Here is a 21,211-nt window from a genome sequence, read left to right on the forward strand (position 1 = left end):
GTTACGAACATGTCGGAGTCACCGGCCGTTTTTTTAGAAGTAGAAGTACAGTCACCATTCAATTTGCATTGGTTAAGATGTCGATCTTGTTGCGGAGAGTTTAAATGCGTTACTCGCAAGATCATAAAGCCCAGACCCATCAGCGCATCATCAAGGAAGCGTCCGAGCGGTTTCGCAAGGACGGCATTGGTGCGACTGGTCTGCAACCATTGATGAAGGCGCTGGGCCTGACCCATGGCGGCTTTTATTCGCATTTCAAATCGAAGGACGATCTGGTAGAGAAAGCCCTGCAGGCCGCAGGTGACCAGGTCGCGGGGCTGTGTGCCGAACTCTTCGCCCAGGAAAAACCGCTGGAAGCCTTCATCGACACCTACCTGTCCGAGTGGCATCAGACCACGCCGCATGAAGGCTGCCCGCTGTTGACCATTTCATCGGAGCTGGGCTTGCGCGGCCAGCCGAGCCCGACCAGCGATGAAGTGCTCAAGGCTCGCCTGGACCAGATCGAAGGCACCCTTGAAGGCGAGAACGCCACCGAGCGCAGCATTGTCATCATGGCGACGCTGGCCGGGGCGCTCCTGCTGTCACGCAGTGTCGCGGATCCTGAATTTGCGCAGCAGATCCTCGAAGTCACCCGCGAGCACCTCAAACGCTCGGAAGACTAGACCTGCCAGCGCTTGAACAGCACGCTGGCATTGACTCCACCGAAACCGAACCCGTTGGACAACGCATACTCGATCGGCATCGACCGCGCCTGACCGTGGACGATATCTACGCCTTCGCTCGCCAGATCGGGATTTTCCAGGTTGAGGGTTGGCGGAACGATCTGGTCGCGGATCGCCAACAACGTGAAGATCGCTTCCAGACCTCCCGCCGCACCGAGAAGATGCCCCGTCGCAGATTTGGTCGAGGTCACGGCGATTGAATTTTGCGCGCCAAACACCGACTTGATTGCCGCCAGTTCACCGAGGTCGCCCACTGGCGTCGAAGTCGCATGCGCATTCAGATGCTGCACCTGATCCGGCGTGATACCGGCCTGGGCCAGCGCCAGAGTCATCGCCCGCCGAGCGCCACTGCCGTCCTCCGGCCCGGCGGTCAGGTGATAGGCGTCAGCGCTGGTGCCGTAGCCGACCAGTTCGACCAACGGCTGCGCGCCACGGGCCAGTGCGTGTTCTAGCGACTCGATCACCAGCAGCCCGGCGCCCTCGCCCATTACGAAACCGTCCCTGCCGCTGTCGAACGGGCGTGAAGCGCGCTCAGGTGTGTCGTTGTAGCCGCTGGACAAGGCCCGCGCCGCCGCAAAGCCGGCGAGGCTGACTCGATCGATAGACGCCTCGGCACCGCCGCACACCGCGATGTCGGCCTCACCGGCACGAATCAGCCGAGCGGCGTCACCAATCGCCTGCACGCCGGCGGCACACGCGGTGACCGGCGCGCCGAGCGGGCCCTTGAGACCGTGCTGGATCGAAACATGCCCCGCCGCAAGGTTGACCAGAAACGATGGAATGGTGAACGGCGACAAGCGTCGCGGGCCACGGCTGTCTGTGGTGCGCACCGCATCGGCGATCGCCCCGAAGCCGCCGACACCGGAGCCGATGATGGTCGCGGTGCGTTCCTGAGCGTGGGATTCGGTCGGGTGCCAGCCGGCCTGTTCAAGCGCCTGCCGCGCAGCCTCCATCGCGAACAGAATGAAACGGTCCATTTTCTTCTGTTCTTTGGGTGGCGTGGCGCGATCCGGATCAAAACCCGCTTCGGCGTCCTCCTCGATCGTCGGCACCACGCCGCCGACCCGGGTCGGCAGATCGGCAATGACTGCTTCCGGCAGGTTTCGCAATCCCGAACGCCCGGCCAACAAGCGCTGCCAGACGACTTCGACGCCGCTTCCCAAGGGCGATACCAGGCCCATACCCGTGACAACTACTCGACGCTGATCCATATCGGGTTGACCTCTCGAGACTCAAAGGACTTTTACTTGTAACGGCTGGCCGCTGAACTGTGGGACAGATTGGGCGCCATCACATGACGGGCGGCAACGAAGGCTTGCCACTCGCCCGCATCGGGCAGCGAAGGAATCGTGACGAGCTCGCCCTGATCCAGACCGGACAGCGCGGCATCGACCATCTCGCCCGCCTCCATGACCATTTCCGCCGGAATGCCGCTGGCATCAAAACCGGAGCGTTCCCAGATTTCGGTGCGGGTCACACCGGGCAATACCGCTTGTACCTTGACCCCGGTGCCTTCGAGTTCGGTATTGAGCGATTGAGTCAGGCTCAGCACGTAAGCCTTGCTGGCGCTGTAGGTGGCGTTGAAACGCTCGGGGAACAAGGCGACCACCGACGCAATGTTGATGATCGTGCCACGCCCGGCGCGGGTGAACGCCGAGGCTGCTGCGGCTGCCAGCCGGGTCAGGGTTGTGACGTTCAACTGAATCAGTTGCTCCAGCACCTCAGGATCGGCGTTAGCCAGCAAGCCATTGACTGCCACCCCCGCATTGTTGACCAGCAGGCTGATGCTGGAGTCGCTGCGCAGGCGCTGCTCAAGCTTGAGCACTTCTTCCTTTTGCGTCAGATCGGCCTTCAGGACTTCGACCTGAACGCCATGTGCCTCTCGCAGTTTGCTGGCCGCGGACTCCAGGCGCTCCTGATCGCGCGCCACCAGCAACAAGTCAAAACCACGTGCTGCCAATCGCTCGGCGTACACCGCACCGATGCCGGAAGAAGCGCCAGTGACCAGCGCCGTGCCTTGGGATTTCGGGGAATTCATGACGATACTCCTGGAATGCGTGAGGAATGAGCGACCGCTGAAAAGCAGAGGGCTTCAGTGGCGACTGAAATTATTATAGGCATAATCTCAACGCAATATGATAGCCGTAATTTTCTATTTTCCGACGGAAAGGCTGTCGCCCTTCTGCAACGTTTCAAAGAAGCTGGAAGCAAAAAGGGCCGGTCAATGACCGGCCCCTTGGCGTTGAACAATCAGCTTAGTTCACTTCCAGTTTGTCGCGATTGCGATCCAGGATCGCCTTGCCGATCCCCTTCACTTCCAGCAATTCATCCACGGATGCAAACGGCCCGTTTGTTTCACGATAAGCAACAATCGCTTTCGCCTTGGCCTCGCCCACTCCTGCCAGTTCCTTTTGCAAGGTGGCTGCATCGGCATTGTTGAGATCGACTTTCAAGTTTTTCGACGTGGCATTGACGTCAATGACCAGCGGTGTTCCATCCACTTTCGGAGCTACTGCTGGCGCAGCAATCACGGCGATCGAGGTGCTGGTGAGAAGGGCAAATACCAGGGAGTAGAAAAAGCCGGTACGCATAGGTGACGCTCCATGAGATCAAGTTGGGAAAGCAGCTTTTCCGTAGCTGCTCTCCAAACCTAGGTCATCCCTGGCGCATGTCAAAAATGCGTTCGTTACGAGATGTGAAACAATCAGGGTTCCAGACGGCGTTGCTGGTAGATCCAGTCAACAATCTCACCATCCGGTTTGTAACCACTGACGGTTTCACGCAAGAGTTGACGAACCTTCGAGTAATCGTCTTTTTCCACTGCTGCCAGCAATTCGAGCAATCGCGCCGTCAGCACATCCCACGACAAATAATCTTCATTGGCCGTCATGATCATCGGATGCGGCGTCGCCGAAACGTTGTCGCCAATCAGCAATTCTTCATATAGCTTTTCGCCAGGACGCAGCCCGGTGAACTCAATGGAAATATCACCATGCGGATTTTTCTCGGAACGCACACTGAGACCCGACAGGTGAATCATCTTTTCGGCCAGTTCGACGATTTTTACCGGCGCCCCCATATCAAGAACGAAAACGTCACCACCTTGCCCCATGGAACCAGCCTGAATAACCAGTTGAGCGGCCTCAGGGATGGTCATGAAATAGCGCGTGATTTTCGGATGCGTCACCGTCAGCGGGCCACCGAGTTGAATCTGCTTGTGAAAAAGCGGAATCACCGAACCAGACGATCCCAGAACGTTACCGAAACGCACCATGGTGAAACGGGTTTTATTGACTCGCGATACGTTCGAGGTATCACCGAACATCACCGGCGCCAGTTCACGACTCAATGCCTGGAGCGTCATTTCAGCCAGACGCTTTGTGCTTCCCATGACATTGGTCGGCCTGACTGCCTTGTCCGTCGAAATGAGAACGAAGTTGGCAACATTGGCCTGCAATGCAGCTTGAGCGGTGTGCAGCGTACCAATGACGTTATTCAGAACGCCTTCAGCGATATTGTGCTCGACCATCGGTACGTGTTTATACGCTGCAGCGTGATAGACGGTATCGACACGCCAGGTTTTCATGATATCCAGCAGCTTTTCCTGGTTTCGCACCGACCCCAGGAGTGGCAGCAACGTCACCGGCAAGGATTCGCGCACGACGCGCTGTTCCAGCTCGGACATGATGCTGTAAAGGTTGAATTCACTGTGTTCGAAAAGTAAAAGCGTAGTGGGTTTGAGGGAGAGAATCTGCCGGCACAGTTCAGAGCCGATCGAGCCACCCGCACCTGTCACCAACACCACTTTCGCCTGGATACAGTGTTCAAGCAGATCACCTTGAGCAGGCACGGCGTCGCGCCCCAGCAAATCGGCAATATCCACTTCCTGAATATCGTCAACCTTTACACGACCGCTAGCCAGATCCATGAACCCGGGAACACTGCGCACATGCAGTGGAAAATCCTCAAGGTAGCCAAGAATTTCACGACGGCGTCCCCGATTCGCCGACGGAATGGCCAACAGAATTTCCTGCGCCCCGGTCGCATCAATCATTTGCTGAATATGTTTGGGCTTGTAGACATGCAATCCGGAAATAACCCGGTCCGCAATGCTGCTGTCATCATCAATAAACGCGACCGGACGCATGGCGCGCCCCATGCGCAACGCCGCCACCAGTTGATTACCTGCAGCCCCGGCACCGTACACGGCTACTTTCGGCAAACCGTTATCCCGATTAGCAAAAGGAACGTGTTGAGCCGCGGTTAGCCAATCGCCAAGGAAGTACTGACGTATCGCAAGTCGCAGCCCACCAATCATCAGCAGGCTTAGCCACCAATAGTTGAATATGATCGAGCGCGGCACGACGTTCTGATGATTGCTGTACCAGTAGACAACCAGGCCAAGGATAAGCGAGGACAGGCTGACGGCTTTCACGATTTCGATCATCGCGTCATTGCCGAAGTATCGCAACACTGCACGGTACAGACCGAAACGAATGAACAACGGGATCGCAACCACGGGTGCACACAAAAATAGCCATGCATGATCCCGGAGAGGATTTATGGACTCATCAACCCCCAGGCGAACAACAAAAGCCAACCAAAGCGCGGCCCAGACCAGTATCACATCCATTGCGACTTGCATCAGCCTTTTTTGCCGCCTAGGAAGTTGGAGTAGCCATTGGCGAAGCATTTCAATATCCTTTTCAAAAAAGCAGGCGAGAAGAATATAGCCCTCACCGGTTTATCTCAAATAACTTCAATGGATTCTCACCCTCGCAAATCGCGGATTTGCGGGGGTAAAAATCAATCATTTCTCACGCTGACCGGCCTTGAATTTCAAAGCCAGACCGACCAACGGTACGTAAGCGATCAGTACGCCCAGGACACCGTCAAGGGACCCCATTGCAACCAGGGTTGCAATGGGCAACAACCAGACCACATTAATCCCGACGACAGCCAGAGTAATGGGTAAATGCCCACCGAATTGACGACTTGCATATTGATAAGCATGGCTCCGATGGGCTTCGTACACCTTGTCTCCCCGGATCAGCCTGACCATGAGCGTGCAGGTCGCGTCAACGATAAAGACACCCAGGAGGATCACCCATCCCCACAGTAGTGCCGGATTAACCCACGCTGCCTGTAAAGAAAGAGAGCCCAGTATTATCCCTAGAAAACCACTTCCGGCATCGCCCATGAAAATACGCGCGGGTGGGAAATTCCAATAAAGGAATCCTGTGACTGCCAAAGCAAGCGCTATCGGTCCCCAGACGAAGCTGGCTTGCCCGCATACAACATAAAGCAGCGCACCGCCGAGACAGACAAAAATCGCCTCAAGACTTGCCAGACCGTCAATTCCGTCCATGAAGTTATAGAGATTCAACAACCAGACCAAATAAAAACATCCGAATACATAGCCTGCCCAACCCAACTCCAGCGATATGCCGAAAAAGTTTACCGGCGCTAATCCACCCAACAGCAACATACTGACAATAGCTGCGGAGAAGTGGCCCAACAGTCGCCATCTGGCAGGGATATGACCGTGATCATCGAGAAAACCGATAACGGCAATCGCTCCCCCCGGACCAACAATTGCCCACATCAACGACCATTCAATCTGACCTGTCAAGGCAAGCAGAATTGCACTCAAGATGAATGAAATGACGATGGCGACGCCACCACCCCGCGGTGTCGGGAGCACATGCGAACTCCGCGCGTTGGGGATATCAATGAGACTATTGGTGAGCGCGTATCGGCGCAAAACTGCAGTTCCTGCAAGCGCCCCTATCAACGCCAGCGGCAAAATCCAACATAAGCTCATCATTTACGACATTCCAAAAATTCTTTTGCTGTTCTATCCAAAGCGTCTTCTACCGAAACAGGAGGATTCCACTCCAGTAAACGACGTGTTTTTCCGATATCAACCTGCAATGATCCACACAACCGCTGCGACAGCGCCCGTCGCCCGAGGGCAACGGCACAAAATGTCAGAAATCGCTCCGGGATCGGAATCAATCTGCTCTTGACCTTTAAAGCCTTTGCAGTTTTTTCCAATAATTCAGTGGTAGAAAGATCGATTCCATCGCTGACCAAAAATGTCTCACCGGCAGCTTCGGGATGCTCAAGGCAAACCAGAATCAAACTAACAAGATTTTCGAGAGAGACCAGACTGCGCTTATTATGAATTGCGCCGAAAGGCAACGGAATACCTTTTTCAAGCCATCCCATCATGTTTCTAAAGTTAGCCTTGACCCCAGGACCATAGATCAAGGTTGGACGAATTATGACAACTTCCATCCCTGTTTCCAAAGAAACCTGACGCAACGCTTCCTCTGCCTCTTTTTTGGAAACGCCATAAGGATCAGAAGGCGCGGGAGCGTCGTCGGCGGTGTAGGGATGTCCGATAGTCGTACTCTCGCCATTCACCTTGATGGAACTGATAAAGATGAAACGCTTGATCCCTGCTTGCGCTGCTTGACGGGCAAGGTTAACGGTTCCCTCCACATTGACCTTGCGAAACTCGGCTAAAGCGTCGGCCGCGACCTCCTTCATGACATGCACCCGCGCAGCAGCATGTACAACGATAGACGCGTCCTTGAGGCCAGCGCTCCAGTCGGTAGAAGAAGTCAAATCCGAAATGATGAAAGAGTCCAGGTGGACTTTTTTGGTTTGCGTTGTCGAGCGCACGACGGAAACGGGTGTGTAACGTTGATCGGCGGCCAAAGCGTCCACCACCGATGATCCGACAAATCCGCTGGCACCGGTGACTACGACTCGCTGAGAATGGGGATTTGTGTCAATAATCAATTGAAGAACCTCCTGTATTCATTGATCAATAGATCAGAACATCTTTGCGCACCAAACTCGTTGAGCGCACGACGCTGAGCGGCAATCCCCATCTCGGAAATTGATTCCATGTTATTTAAGGTAGATAAAATGGCCGTTTCCAGTGCCGCAGAGTCTTTTGGGGGAACCAGTACTCCGGTAACGCCGTTCACTATTGCATCTGATAAACCGTAAATATCTGTACCTATAGTTGGCGCGCCCATCGCTGCCGCTTCAATAACAACAGTACCGAATCCTTCCCGATAACTTGGTAGGCACAAGAGATCAGCCAAGGCCATATATTTTTCTGGTTCATCGGAATAACCGACGATTTTTATGTTTTTATTGACCTTCGGATCTTCGACTTGCTTGACGATGGTTTCGCCCACCGATTCAAACGGCCCCACCAGCACCAGGAACACATTCTCATCCTGATGAACTATGTTGCTGAAAGCAGTGACCAGTTCACGGATACCTTTATCCGGCGTGATTCTTCCGACAAAAAGCAGAACCTTGCCCGACTCCGGAATATCCAACTCGGCACGCAGGGTTGACAGTGCCTGCGATGAGTAACGAGCGGCATCAAATCGACCTAGATCAATGCCGGCAAGGGATCCTGCGCCAATCACCGAAATTTTATCAGCTTTTATTATTCCGCTTGAAACCAGAAAATCCTTTTGGCTAACACTGTCAGCGTAGCAATGAGTATTCAGTAATCCGATCACTTTATCGCAAAACTTTAGAATCGACCTTTTGACACCACTCATGGTGACCCATGGCTGTCCGGTAAAGGTATGCAATCGAACTTTGGTACCGGAGAAAAGCCCCGCTATTGCACATAGCAACCCGGCTTTGGGTGTCGTCGAGTGAACAATATCAAATTTGTTTTTTTTGAAATTCTGCACCAGCGTGATCAGACTTATTAAATCCTTAACCGGATTTATTTCGCGTTCGATATTCACGGGAATGTAAGTAAAGTCTTTATGCTCTGCCAACTCATCGCTCATTTCGTCCCGACTGGCGATTACCGTCACGGCCATACCCGAAGCACTCAACGCTTCGATTTGAGCTCTGAGCTGCGTGACCACAAAGAACGGGACAGTCGAAACCCGAGCAATTTTTAATACATCAGTTCGCAATGCAAATCTCCCTTTCAAACGTTGGCGGCGACCTTGGCTCGCGCGAAACCGGCAGAATCCTCTAGCCTGTGGCTCACAAGCGCTCCGGATACATTACTGAAATCCTGAGGCAAACAAATTGATAAAACAATTGATAAGCCATTGATCAGACTGACGGGTTGCCGGTAAATAATTCGCTAATCGCAACAGGCACTTGCCGTCGCGGTGTAAAGCCCAATACGTCATGCAGCTTGGTAGACGGATAAGTCGTCCGAGCGACGAGCGCGTCGATTCTTCCTTGCGTAATTTGCAAACGGATAAAGCGCTTGGCAATCTCAATGAAAAAACGCAAGGGCGCTTCAGGTACGCTTCTCTTGGGTCTATTGACTTGCAGAGCGTCGGCCATTCCGTCGATCAGGTCTGACAACGCACAATCATTGGACAGATTGAATACCTGTCCCTTGGCTCTGGAGTCAAATCCACATAGCATCAAAGCACTGACAACATCTTCGACGTGGATATAGGTCGCAATTGCATCTTTTTTGGCGCTACCGATATAGACAAATACTCCCTTTCCAACAATTCGTCCCAACTGCCGAAGCGAATTATTCGTCATACTCGGGCCAAACACATTGGAAGGCCTCAAAATGGAGTAGCTGAAATAATCGTTATTTCTACTCTCCAGCACCAATGCGTCGCCTTCCGTTTTGGTTACTTCATAAGTACCCTGCGGATTGACCGCCGTTTGCTCAGTCACAACACGGGAGACACCCTTGGCAGGCCCATAGGCTCCCACACTGCTCAGCTGGACAAAATGAATAGGCTGTTCTTCACATGCGACACGATTGGCCGCCTGTATCAAACGACCCGTGGCCTCAACGTGAAGCGCACGCATGAGATTTTCATTGTGAATTTCGCCCGCACAATTCAAGACGACACTACAGCCGGCTAGCAGAGAATCATAATTGGTATCTGGTCTTGTCAAATCAGCATGAACGACTTCCACGTTCTCAAAATCAGTTTCAAAGGTAGAACGTGTAATTACCCTGACGCTGTGCCCACTGTCGCAAAGACGAGCAAGCAACTGCGTCCCGATAAATCCCTTGGCGCCTGTCAACAATACCAACATATTCCCACCTCTAAACAGCTGCAACTTCGTCCTGGATTTTTTTGCGGCGCTTACCGTTAGCTATATTCGCCGCCACTGCCCGAATCACATACGCCATCTCGATCGGATAAAAAATCCAGGCGTAAATACCAAACCGGTCATTATAGGCCACATCAAACATTGCAATATGTAAAATCGCGAGAAAAGCCCCCACATAAAATAGATAGGTCTCACGTTTATTCAACTCGCCACCAATAACTTTCAGAACCACCAGAAAGACTATTGCCAAGGAAGAGAACACCCAAAAGTCCCAGCGGAATCCGGTCAAGTAATCAATGTTGTCTGCATCACTGTAGTTGACAACAAGCCCGTAACCGGACAGCAAATCAAACAACGCATCCACTAACAATTTGAAAAAACTAAAATAGGAGGCCAGCGACACGGCAAACAATAATGCGACGACGCCGCCAACACCGGCTTTAAAGATCAATCGTCGTAACGCAAAAAATGGGAAATAGACAATCGACGACTTATGAAACAAGGTCGCTATCAAAGTAAACAGCGCCCCTCTCTTCCAATAATTTTTCACTCCACAAACCAACGCAATATTAATAAACGACAGCGCGAAACCTTGCCGAATAATATTTGCCGTCAAGGAAATGAAAAATGGATAAAAAATAATGACACCAAAAACATAAAGGACCCATGCAGAGTCGCGCCCCATCACAGCTCTGATCAATAGGTAATACGACCACAAAAACGAGAACGTAATTACATAAAAAAGGCTCTGATAGCCAATTGAAAAATAACCGAACAAACGTACCAAACCAACAAACCCTGGCTCGAAAGTCTCGAAGGGGTTATCTTGCCCAGCGTTCATGGCATTAAAAAAATCGATATAAACGGCTGTATCGCCCTCCATATCATATGGTCGCCAAGAAATATCGAAAGAGGCTATGGCAATTGCAAGAAAAACCAAAAAGACCTCTGCGGTGCGATAAACATCTGTCACTCGACGATCAGGCAGTACTGCCCTTACGGTAGCAACAAAAAATAAGAAAGCACTTACTGTATAAAGCAGCACCCCGTATAGATCAAAATTCGACATCCTAAGCCTCAATCGTTCTTGAAATACAACGCTTACTCATCAACGAACTTTACTTGCTGGACCCACACGTTGCCGAACGCGGGCAGCGTCAAGAAACTTGGAAATCCGAAAGTAACGAAAGTTAGTTATCAAAAACATGAAACTTTTAAATGTGCACTTACGCGTAGACCTGGCCATCGCCAGAAAAGTGACCAGAAAATTTGAGTAGAGATCGGTCCTTAACCGCGGCTCGGTACGAAAATAAAGATATAAATCATTCAAAAATATGGAATACGACTTGATCTTCCCTGCTGTTGTCGACAAATAGGAACCAGCGGAGGGATTGCACCTGTACTTAACCAACGGCTGATTGATATAGGCCGCGCGCCCCTCTGGAGTCAGAGAGTCAATGACAAAAAACCACTCCATGAATTCTCGCTCGATGACTGCCTTACGAGATTTCTTTCGGTAAGCATAGGAACTGTGAACCGCAATAGCCCCCCAACGCGCCATTTGTTCAAGAGAAATAAAGGAAATATTCTCGGCGCCAGGTGCTGGATACTGAGTTTCCGAAGAATAGGAGTTGTCATCGGAAAAATAAATGGCCTTATGAAATACGACATTGACGTCAGCGTTGTCTCTGAAAACCTCATACTGCTGTTGTAACTTACCAGGCAACATAATGTCATCACCATCAAAGTGATAGACAATATCCCCTCCTGCCATCTTGTGGACACCATGGTAGTTCAGCGCCGCACCCACGTTTTTATCCCTCAGCAGGAGCTTGATGCGACCTGGATGGCTTTCAGCGTAGGCCCTGAGTAACTCCGGAGTACGATCGGTCGAGCAGTCGTCCGAAACGATAATTTCGCAATCAAAATCAATTTCTTGCGAAAGTATGCTATCCAGGCACTCCACAATGTAGTGTTCTTGATTATAACAGGATACTACAACGCTCCCGGACAACATCAGACGCTCCTCCTTCTGTAAATCATGAATCCAATGGCGGACACCAGGAAATACAAGATATTCATTATCAAATTAGCAAAAAATACGCCCTTGACACCCAGGCCGCTGTTTAACAACAGAAGACTTACCCCACAAAATATCAAACCTTGCGTAAGTTCGCTGATCAGATAAATGCGCAGGGCAGCCTTGGCCACGATGACAAAACTTATTACATACGTCGTAACGCGAAAAAAATCACCCAACAACTGATATTTAATCAAGCTTTCAAGCTCGAAAAACTCGTTAGATAGCAGTAAAGGAATCAGATATTGTCGTAAAAGGTAGAATAGAGAAGCACCCAATACAAAAATAGCCATTACAAGCTTCATAAACTTGATGACCAAGGGGGTAATCTGCTCTACTCTGGCTTTCTCAGAGACCATCGGCATGAAATAGACGGCTAAAAATATGGTAAAAAACCCCATATAAGCACTGGATAGTTTTATCGATGCCTGCCAGATCCCTGCCGCAACAAAACCTACATGTTCAATGATTTGTTCACGAATAATAATTTCTATCAATGGAACGCTGATGGCTCCCACGGTGGCCATCAAGGTAAAGGCCATTAATCTTTTGAATCCTTCAGACTCATATCTGAAACCGCAGACCAGCTTGTAAAAAATGGACTTTCGGTAAAAGTACAATGCTGGCAGTGCATAAAAAGAAAAAAACAGCACCATCGATACAGCTGCACCGACAAAACTGAAATGTCTGATTAAAAACCAGCTGACGGGCAGCACAATCAAATTTCCCACGATCTGAATGATTGCGTAGGTTTTTGTATCTCTCAAACCATTGGCAACTCCAGTGACCAGATTTGTAAAAGCAAATCCGAACTGGGCAACGGATAGAAAAATAACAATCCAGAAGTATTCAGGAGTTTTAAAGATATACTCCGATAAAGAACTTGAAAAGCCGCATCCAAGTACCGCAACGAGCGTGCAAAAAATCAAAGAATAAGCCTTCGAGACTGCAATCGTTTTCAGCAAATTCTTCGGTTGCTTCTTATATTGGGCTATATATTTTATCAACCCATTTACAATTCCGCCCCCGGCGAGGAGTGAAAGAATAGTTACAGCACTCATAAAGTGCCCCAACTGCCCCATGCCCTCAGCGCCAAGATAAACAGCGACTAGCTTTATAAAAGCGAATCCCACTCCAATTTTGGAAACCTGTGCAGCAGTGGTCAAAGCGGCGCTCAAGAGCGCTCGCTTTTTATCAGACAAGACGACTTTTTCTTTACTGATTTGCGGCATTAACTGCACCAATGACCGCAGCAACAACCTGTTCCATCTCTGAGCGTTGCATGCCGAACCAGATCGGCAGGCGGATCAGGCGCTCACTCTCTACTGTGGTATGAACGTCTTTTCCGTGAAAACGCCCCAAGCGCACTCCAGCCGGTGCAGAATGCAGTGGAATATAATGGAATACGGCGCCGATGCCTTGATTCCTTAACGTCGCTAGCACTTCCGTACGCACGTTAATGTCTTTTACTTTGATATAGAACATGTGCGCGTTAATCACACAGTCTTCAGGAATAGAAGGAAGTTCTACATGGCGACTATCACAAAGTTCTTGCAGGGACTTTTTGTAGTAACCCCAAACTTCTTGGCGAGCTTGATTGATTTGATCAGCTTTTTCCAGCTGTCCAAACAGATAGGCGGCTTGAAGTTCGCCAGGCAGATAACTGCTACCAACATCGACCCAAGTATATTTATCAATCATTCCACGAAAGAAAAGACTCCGATTAGTGCCTTTCTCCCGGATAATTTCGGCTCTGACGACAAACTGTTCATCATTGATCAGAAGTAAGCCACCTTCGCCACCACTGGTGTAGTTTTTTGTTTCATGAAAGCTGTAGGCCGCCATGTGGCCTATCGTTCCCAAAGCTCTTCCTTTGTAAGTCGACATCATCCCTTGGGCAGCATCTTCAATCACGAAAAGGTTATGCCGTTTAGCAATGGACATGATTGTGTCCATCTCGCACGCTACGCCAGCGTAATGAACCGGAACAATTGCTTTCGTCTTGTCGGTAATCGCATCTTCGATTAGCGACTCATCAATATTCATGGTATCAGCACGGATATCAACAAAGACAATCTTTGCCCCGCGCAAGACAAAAGCGTTCGCGGTGCTGACAAATGTATAGCTAGGCATGATGACTTCATCACCTGGCTGTATATCGATCAACAACGCCGCCATCTCAAGAGCCTGAGTGCAGGAGGGTGTCAACAGCGCTTTCTTGCAACCCAATTGCGACTCGAACCATGCCTGGCAACGAAGTGTGAAATCACCGTCACCCGACATTTTGCCGCTTCGCATTGCAGTGATGACATGCTGGTCTTCGTTACCGGTGTACGGCGGCTTGTTGAATGGTACTGTCATTTTGATTCATCCAAAAACTGTTGTTTCAGATCCAAAAGATCCCGATTGCGCTCTTCCACCCTAACGGCCGGTATGCTTGCGTAAATACCCCAAGACTCGGTACTTTTGGTAAGCAGGGCCATCGCACTTACAGAGCAGCCTTTTCTAATAATTACCCTGGGCATGATTATTGCTCCCGGCAGAAAGCATCAACACCCGAAAAGTCACTATTCATCATGTTCTTTGATGAGACTGAGCAGGTATTCCCCGTAGTTATTTTTCTTCAGCTCGTTTGCTGTTTTGTAAAGCTCAGAAGTGCCTAACCATCCGTTTTTAAACGCGATTTCTTCCAAGCAGGCGATTTTAAAACCCTGACGCTTTTCAATGGTTTCGACAAAATGAGAAGCTTCCAGCAAGCTTTCGTGAGTTCCCGTATCCAACCACGCAAAGCCTCGACCAAGAAGCTCGACCTGCAAATCACCACGATCCAGATATGCCTGGTTGATCGAGGTGATCTCCAACTCGCCTCGCTCCGATGGTTTTACTTTTTTAGCGATTTCAATAACATCGTTATCATAGAAATACAGCCCTGTTACTGCGAAACTGGACTTCGGCTTCAAGGGCTTTTCTTCAATGGAGATCGCTTTTCGACTATCGTCAAATTGCACCACACCAAATCGCTCCGGGTCTTTCACCTGATAGCCGAAGACGGTTGCGCCACTCTTGCGGCTAGCGGCGTCTTGAAGCATTGGAGTAAAGCCTTGACCATAGAAAATATTATCGCCAAGAACCAGACATACAGCGTCGTCGCCGATGAACTCTTCGCCGATAAGAAATGCCTGCGCCAAGCCATCGGGACTTGGTTGGACTGCATAACTCAGATTCACACCATATTGAGCGCCGTCAGCCAGCAAGCGCTGGAAACCGGAGAGATCATCTGGAGTGGTAATGATAAGGATTTCGCGAATACCGGCGAGCATTAACACCGAAAGCGGATAAAAAATCATCGGCTTGTCGTAGATCGGAAGCAGCTGCTTGGATACGCCTTTTGTCAGCGGATACAAACGTGTTCCTGAACCGCCCGCCAGAATGATGCCTTTCATTTTCAACCCTCTCGCCTGATCCTAGGCTTTTACTAACATTGGTACATTAATCATCTCATCGGCCACAATTGTACATTTGTTTCAATGAGGATGGCCGGAAGCAGATGTGAAGCATGTCATTAACAGGTTTCTTGATCGGTTTCCACCGACCCGGAAAGCTCGTTTAACCTGATGAGCAATAAATAAAAAAAACCAACCACAAATGGGTGATAGAGGTCATCTATTGCTCGAGATCAGGTCCCTAGCTTGCCAAATTTTTTCTATTGACCAGAAGCGCATTACGCAACAGTGCGACAACAATTCCCAGCATGATGCCGACAATCAATCCGCCAAGAATGATCATGGCAGTTTTTGGCTTTACCGGCTCTCCGGAAACCTCAATACCTCCGTCCATCCGGAATGTATTAACCTTCCGAAACTGCTCAGACAACTGCTTGTAGAAATTGTAATTTGCCTCGAACCCACGCAGCTTATTGATGAACGGATCATCGGAACTTCTCGCTTGCAGATTCTCTATCTCGGCTTCAAGAGCCTTGGTCCCTCGCATGTAAGTAAGTTCGCCATCCATGCTACCTGCGATGTTTAATGACTTGTTTGAATTCCCGCTCACGATAGGCGGCTTTTCCAGACCAATGGCTTTGGCAACGATCAGTGCCTCACGAAGTTTTGCTAGCGAATCTTCTCTGTCTTTCGCACCTTCGTCTCGAAGCACTCTTATTTTCTGTTTAAAATCCAGTGAAGCCACATCAAACTCACTTGCAAGGTTCTTATTAATTTCTTGCAAGGATAGTTCCTGTGCCCGGGCAATGTATTGATCTGCCCACGTCTTCGCGCGCTGCACGTCCGTGTCCTGGATCATAAACTTAAACCGATCCTCCTTACCTACCTGAACGATCAGAAGATCCCTATTCAGCTTTTCATAAAGCTTGCCTCTAGGATCATCTTTCTGCCCCTGGGCAGGCAAGTAAGTATTATCAAAGAACTCGCGACGCAAGGATTCGGCTTGCAGGTTTTTCAAAAAAACCGAATAGACATCCTTGACGGTCAGGAGCGGGATCTGGAGCGCGGCACGACCTGTGTTCAAGCTCTGAATGTCGTTCTGCGTTGGCGGCGTTATAAAGGACCTCGCCTCATAAACTGGCTGCACAATAAATGCATAGGCGGCTGCCATGGCGACTGCCAGCACAGCAAAACATAAAATCACGACTTTCTGGCGCCAAATTGTAACGATGAAGGAATAAATATCGAGTCCTTCATTAGCAACTTCGTTTCCGGAATTGATTTGCATATCCTGATGCCCTTGAATAGAAAATTTCATGACTTTTATATCTTAACTACAGAATTCAAATCACTTCGGATTAATTCAAATCAAATTTGAAAACCGCAACTCTCGTTAGTAGCGCAATTCATTCCTGTAACCACTCAAATTTATAAAAATCATTTTTGTATTGGCACCGATCTCATTTCCAAGAATCTCTCCAAACACTCGATACAGATCAGATTGCCAGGAAGGTAGATGCATGAAAAAACAGCCCCGTAACTTCTTGGTCCCTATACGAGGAAACGAGAGCGCGCTGCAACTCCCAGCCGATTTGGCCATTTTTCCCAAGAAGCAGGATCTTCATGCTTTGGGAGAGCGATCTGAATAGTTCTGATCAATCCACTGCTGATAGCTGCCGCTTTTAACGTGCTCTACCCACTCAGCATTGTTCAGATACCACTCTACGGTCTTGCGGATACCGGTTTCGAAAGTCTCCTCCGGTACCCATCCCAGTTCGCGCTGAATCTTGCTCGCATCGATCGCGTAACGCTGATCGTGACCAGGGCGGTCTTGCACGTAAGTGATCAAACCTGCATGTGGCCGGTGGGGGGAATCCGGACGTAGTTCATCGAGAAGAGCACAGAGAACATGGACCACTTCGATGTTCTGTTTTTCGTTATGTCCACCGATGTTGTAGGTCTCACCGATGCTGCCTTCGGTCACAACCTTGTAAAGTGCGCGGGCATGATCCTCGACATACAGCCAATCGCGAACTTGGTCGCCTTTACCATAGACCGGCAGAGGTTTTCCTTCCAGCGCATTGAGAATGATCAGCGGGATCAGTTTCTCCGGGAAGTGGCATGGGCCGTAATTGTTGGAACAGTTGGTAACCAGTGTCGGAAGACCATAGGTGCGCGCCCAGGCACGCACCAGATGATCGGAACTGGCCTTGCTGGCCGAATAAGGCGAGCTTGGTTGATACGGGGTGGTTTCCGTGAACAGATCTTCAGGACCGTCCAGATCACCATACACTTCGTCGGTGGAAATGTGATGGAAGCGAAAAGTGCCTTTGCGCGCGTCATCGAGCTGGGCCCAATAGTGGCGGGCCGCTTCCAGCAGCGTGTAAGTTCCGATGATATTGGTCTGGATGAACTCTGACGGACCAGAAATCGAACGGTCGACGTGCGACTCGGCTGCCAGGTGCATGATAGCGTCAGGCTGATGCTCACTTAGAGCGCGGTCGATATTGGCACGATCACAGATATCAACACGCTCGAACGCATAGCGTGGGTTCTGACTGACCTCAGCCAGTGACTCAAGGTTACCGGCATATGTCAGCTTATCGACATTAACGACTTCATCGGTCGTATTGGAGATGATGTGACGAATGACTGCGGAGCCAATGAACCCGGCGCCGCCGGTGACAAGAATTTTCACGCTATACCTTACCCTTGAGCTGCAGACAACACCTCAGACGTGCATTGTCGTGATCCATGAATTCAGGAGCCCAAATGATGCGGCTCTTATCAGAGTCAATCCAGAGCGAAGTGGGACAAGGCCACTATCGAACAAGGGCAGCATTTTACAGCTTAATGAACGTTTTACTAATGGATATAAACAACCGGGAATGCAAATTCGATGGAAACACTGCCGGTTAACGTTTGCGCGATGCTCGGGACGACCATCCCCGTAACCAGCTCAACACCGGACCGATCAACATGCCAGCCAGCAATGCCAGAACCGTTACCACCGATACCGGCAACTGGGGTCCAGCCCAGCCGAGAAATATCAATGATACTGATTGCTGATTTTCGAGAACAAAGGCGAGGATCGCCAGCATCAGCAAAAGAGTGGAAAAACCCAAAAGCACGCGCTTGAAGTTACGCATCAACGACTCCTTGAAATGAGGCGACGATCAATCCTCGTCCTCGTTCACCCGATCACGCAACTCCTTGCCCGGTTTGAAATGCGGAACGAATTTCCCGTCAAGACTGACGGATTGGCCGGTCTTCGGATTGCGACCGACTCGCGGCGCACGATAGTGCAGCGAGAAGCTGCCAAAACCACGGATCTCGATCCGATCACCCGTGGCCAGACACTGGGACATTTGCTCAAGCATGGTCTTGATGGCCAGCTCCACATCTTTGGATGAGAGCAGCCCCTGATGGGTGACAATTCGTTCGATCAACTCCGACTTCGTCATATTTTTCCCTTCTTTTTCAAGCAGCTAGATCAGCGCTTGAAAGGTTTTAGCACGCCCGGAAGATTTTGAACAGCCCAGGGCTTGACATATCTTTCCGCTCCCCGAAACGCCCGTTTTCAGGGCATCGGACCGCAAGCCCGTGATCGTTCACTCACCGACAAATCACCAGCATGGTTCGGGTGACGTAGCCAGCCGGATTGAAGCCGAAGGGAAACTCATCTTCATCCCGGGCGTCATCGGAACGCGTGATCACCTTATAACCCGCCCCTTTGCATTCCTTGGCAGCGCGCTTCTGACACCTCTCCCAGCCCGAACCCAAGCCAGAGCAGTCAACCTCGATACCACTGACTCCGCGCACCGCGTGGGTCTTGGCACTGGTAGTACAGCCTGCCAGCACCAGCACGCACACCAGAACTATAAACTTGTTCATTCACTTCCTTATGCCAGGCATCTGCCCGACTACTGCGATCTTCAGACTAAGCCTAGACGCGAATAGACGATTGATCCGATTAAAGAAACAGACCGCCCGGCAAAGGGAATGGTTTCACCCGAACAACCAGAGAGCGATACCCACCAAATCGCAGGCACAAAAAAGGGCGACCGAAGTCGCCCTTTTTTTAATGATCAGACAGAACTCAGTTCTGTTTGGCCATTGCTTGACGCAGCAGTGCCGCCATAGTGGTGTCAGCTGCTTCACCTTCCGGAGCTGCTTTCAGGCTCTGGATGGCTTCTTTCTCTTCAGCATCGTCTTTGGATTTGATCGACAGCTGAATTACGCGGCTCTTACGATCAACGCTGATGATCTTGGCTTCTACTTGCTGGCCTTCCTTCAGAACGTTGCGCGCGTCTTCAACGCGGTCACGGCTGATTTCGGAGGCTTTCAGAGTCGCTTCGATGTCGTCGGCCAGAACGATGATGGCGCCTTTGGCGTCAACTTCTTTCACGGTGCCAGTAACGATTGCGCCTTTGTCGTTAACCGAGACGTACTCGGAGAACGGATCGCTTTCCAGTTGCTTGATACCCAGGGAGATACGCTCACGCTCCGGGTCAACCGACAGGATAACGGTGTCCAGCTCGTCGCCCTTCTTGAAACGACGTACGGCTTCTTCGCCCACTTCGTTCCAGGAGATGTCGGACAGGTGAACCAGACCGTCGATGCCGCCGTCCAGACCAATGAAGATACCGAAATCGGTGATCGACTTGATGGTGCCGGAGATCTTGTCGCCCTTGTTGAACTGGCCAGAGAAGTCTTCCCATGGGTTCGACTTGCACTGCTTGATGCCCAGGGAGATACGACGACGCTCTTCGTCGATGTCCAGAACCATGACTTCCACTTCGTCGCCGACTTGTACGACTTTCGAAGGATGGATGTTCTTGTTGGTCCAGTCCATTTCCGAAACGTGTACCAGACCTTCAACGCCTTCTTCCAGCTCAGCGAAGCAGCCGTAGTCGGTCAGGTTGGTTACACGAGCGGTAACGCGAGTGCTTTCTGGGTAACGGGCTTTGATAGCAACCCACGGATCTTCGCCCAGTTGCTTCAGGCCCAGGGAAACACGATTGCGCTCGCGATCGTATTTCAGAACCTTGACGTCGATCTCGTCGCCAACATTGACGATTTCGGAAGGGTGCTTGATACGCTTCCACGCCATGTCGGTGATGTGCAGCAGGCCGTCCACGCCACCCAGATCGACGAATGCGCCGTAATCGGTGAGGTTTTTGACGATACCTTTGACTTGCTGGCCTTCCTGCAGGGATTCCAGCAGAGCTTCACGCTCGGCGGAGTTCTCGGCTTCCAGGACGCTGCGACGGGAAACGACAACGTTGTTGCGCTTCTGGTCCAGCTTGATGACCTTGAATTCCAGCTCTTTGCCTTCCAGGTGCGTGGTGTCGCGCACTGGACGGACGTCAACCAGGGAACCTGGCAGGAACGCACGGATGCCGTTAACGTCGACAGTGAAGCCGCCTTTAACCTTACCGTTGATAACGCCCTTGACCACTTCCTCAGCTGCGAAGGCTGCTTCCAGAACGATCCAGCATTCAGCGCGCTTGGCTTTTTCACGGGACAGCTTGGTTTCACCGAAACCGTCTTCAACCGAGTCCAGAGCAACGTGAACTTCGTCACCGACGTTGATGTTCAGTTCGCCAGCGTCGTTGTAGAACTGCTCCAGAGGGATCAGTGCTTCGGACTTCAGGCCAGCGTGAACGGTTACCCAGCGAGCTTGGTAATCGATATCAACGATAACACCGGTGATGATGGAGCCTGCCTGAAGGTTCAGGGTCTTTAGGCTTTCTTCAAAGAGTTCCGCAAAGCTTTCGCTCATTTTAATTCCTGTTGATTAGGGCGAAAAATACGCCCGTCTCCACATCCCAGACGATGCGGGTCAGTTTCATTTAAAGGAAGCCACCGCA

Annotated in this window: 20 protein-coding genes; 1 reads left to right on the forward strand and 19 read right to left on the reverse strand. The window is 50.8% G+C overall.

Going from position 1 to position 21,211, the window contains the following annotated elements; genetic code table 11:
* Positions 1-104: 104 nt before the first annotated feature.
* Positions 105-662 carry a TetR/AcrR family transcriptional regulator gene (locus AC1Q9F_RS25520; RefSeq protein ID WP_492621198.1) on the forward strand — a complete coding sequence of 186 codons (558 nt, stop codon included), beginning with the start codon at positions 105-107 and terminating at the stop codon, positions 660-662.
* On the opposite strand, the gene fabF is transcribed toward AC1Q9F_RS25520, so the two are convergent.
* The 19 genes from fabF to rpsA form a co-directional block, all read right to left on the reverse strand.
* The gene (gene fabF, locus AC1Q9F_RS25525) at positions 659-1,933 is read right to left on the reverse strand and encodes a beta-ketoacyl-ACP synthase II (RefSeq protein ID WP_492621199.1); all 1,275 of its coding nucleotides are present in this window, start codon (positions 1,931-1,933) and stop codon (positions 659-661) included. The genes AC1Q9F_RS25520 and fabF overlap by 4 nt on opposite strands.
* 32 nt (positions 1,934-1,965) lie before the next feature.
* Positions 1,966-2,760 carry an SDR family NAD(P)-dependent oxidoreductase gene (locus AC1Q9F_RS25530; protein ID WP_492621200.1) on the reverse strand — a complete coding sequence of 265 codons (795 nt, stop codon included), beginning with the start codon at positions 2,758-2,760 and terminating at the stop codon, positions 1,966-1,968.
* 217 nt (positions 2,761-2,977) lie between these two features.
* Positions 2,978-3,313 carry a ComEA family DNA-binding protein gene (locus AC1Q9F_RS25535; protein WP_492621201.1) on the reverse strand — a complete coding sequence of 112 codons (336 nt, stop codon included), beginning with the start codon at positions 3,311-3,313 and terminating at the stop codon, positions 2,978-2,980.
* Between the two features lie 113 nt (positions 3,314-3,426).
* A complete protein-coding gene (locus tag AC1Q9F_RS25540; RefSeq protein ID WP_492621202.1) occupies positions 3,427-5,415 on the reverse strand; it encodes a polysaccharide biosynthesis protein in 1,989 nt (662 codons plus the stop codon).
* Between the two features lie 117 nt (positions 5,416-5,532).
* On the reverse strand, positions 5,533-6,549 hold the full coding sequence (locus tag AC1Q9F_RS25545) for an MraY family glycosyltransferase (protein WP_492621203.1): 1,017 nt from the start codon (positions 6,547-6,549) through the stop codon (positions 5,533-5,535).
* Positions 6,546-7,532 (reverse strand): UDP-glucose 4-epimerase family protein, encoded by a 987-nt coding sequence (locus AC1Q9F_RS25550; protein ID WP_492621204.1) that lies wholly within the window; start codon positions 7,530-7,532, stop codon positions 6,546-6,548. The genes AC1Q9F_RS25545 and AC1Q9F_RS25550 overlap by 4 nt, the downstream gene beginning before the upstream one ends.
* A complete protein-coding gene (locus tag AC1Q9F_RS25555; RefSeq protein ID WP_207983583.1) occupies positions 7,529-8,689 on the reverse strand; it encodes a glycosyltransferase family 4 protein in 1,161 nt (386 codons plus the stop codon). The genes AC1Q9F_RS25550 and AC1Q9F_RS25555 overlap by 4 nt, the downstream gene beginning before the upstream one ends.
* Positions 8,690-8,834: 145 nt before the next feature.
* A complete protein-coding gene (locus tag AC1Q9F_RS25560) occupies positions 8,835-9,797 on the reverse strand; it encodes an NAD-dependent epimerase/dehydratase family protein (RefSeq protein ID WP_492621205.1) in 963 nt (320 codons plus the stop codon).
* A 10-nt stretch (positions 9,798-9,807) separates the two neighbouring features.
* Entirely contained in the window at positions 9,808-10,884 is a 1,077-nt protein-coding gene (locus AC1Q9F_RS25565; RefSeq protein ID WP_492621206.1) for an EpsG family protein, read from the reverse strand.
* 39 nt (positions 10,885-10,923) lie between these two features.
* A complete protein-coding gene (locus AC1Q9F_RS25570) occupies positions 10,924-11,832 on the reverse strand; it encodes a glycosyltransferase (protein WP_492621207.1) in 909 nt (302 codons plus the stop codon).
* Entirely contained in the window at positions 11,832-13,127 is a 1,296-nt protein-coding gene (locus tag AC1Q9F_RS25575; RefSeq protein ID WP_492621208.1) for an O-antigen translocase, read from the reverse strand. Before AC1Q9F_RS25575 ends, AC1Q9F_RS25570 begins: the two co-directional genes overlap by 1 nt.
* The gene (gene rffA / locus AC1Q9F_RS25580) at positions 13,111-14,256 is read right to left on the reverse strand and encodes a dTDP-4-amino-4,6-dideoxygalactose transaminase (protein WP_207983588.1); all 1,146 of its coding nucleotides are present in this window, start codon (positions 14,254-14,256) and stop codon (positions 13,111-13,113) included. Before rffA ends, AC1Q9F_RS25575 begins: the two co-directional genes overlap by 17 nt.
* A gap of 206 nt (positions 14,257-14,462) precedes the next feature.
* Positions 14,463-15,338: a glucose-1-phosphate thymidylyltransferase RfbA gene (rfbA, locus tag AC1Q9F_RS25585; RefSeq protein WP_243459106.1), complete on the reverse strand. Its 876-nt coding sequence runs from the start codon at positions 15,336-15,338 to the stop codon at positions 14,463-14,465.
* 241 nt (positions 15,339-15,579) lie between these two features.
* Complete coding sequence (locus AC1Q9F_RS25590) at positions 15,580-16,656, reverse strand: LPS O-antigen chain length determinant protein WzzB (RefSeq protein WP_492621209.1); 1,077 nt, start codon at positions 16,654-16,656, stop codon at positions 15,580-15,582.
* Between the two features lie 303 nt (positions 16,657-16,959).
* A complete protein-coding gene (gene rfbB, locus AC1Q9F_RS25595) occupies positions 16,960-18,036 on the reverse strand; it encodes a dTDP-glucose 4,6-dehydratase (protein ID WP_492621210.1) in 1,077 nt (358 codons plus the stop codon).
* A 217-nt stretch (positions 18,037-18,253) separates the two neighbouring features.
* Positions 18,254-18,487: a lipopolysaccharide assembly protein LapA domain-containing protein gene (locus tag AC1Q9F_RS25600; RefSeq protein ID WP_492621211.1), complete on the reverse strand. Its 234-nt coding sequence runs from the start codon at positions 18,485-18,487 to the stop codon at positions 18,254-18,256.
* Positions 18,488-18,514: 27 nt separating this feature from the next.
* A complete protein-coding gene (gene ihfB / locus AC1Q9F_RS25605; RefSeq protein ID WP_207983592.1) occupies positions 18,515-18,802 on the reverse strand; it encodes an integration host factor subunit beta in 288 nt (95 codons plus the stop codon).
* 151 nt (positions 18,803-18,953) lie between these two features.
* Positions 18,954-19,232 carry a hypothetical protein gene (locus tag AC1Q9F_RS25610; RefSeq protein ID WP_492621212.1) on the reverse strand — a complete coding sequence of 93 codons (279 nt, stop codon included), beginning with the start codon at positions 19,230-19,232 and terminating at the stop codon, positions 18,954-18,956.
* Positions 19,233-19,437: 205 nt separating this feature from the next.
* Entirely contained in the window at positions 19,438-21,123 is a 1,686-nt protein-coding gene (gene rpsA, locus AC1Q9F_RS25615; RefSeq protein ID WP_007950918.1) for a 30S ribosomal protein S1, read from the reverse strand.
* Between the last annotated feature and the right edge of the window lie 88 nt (positions 21,124-21,211).

It is taken from the genome of Pseudomonas sp. GW823-FHT04A03, assembly GCF_058796615.1.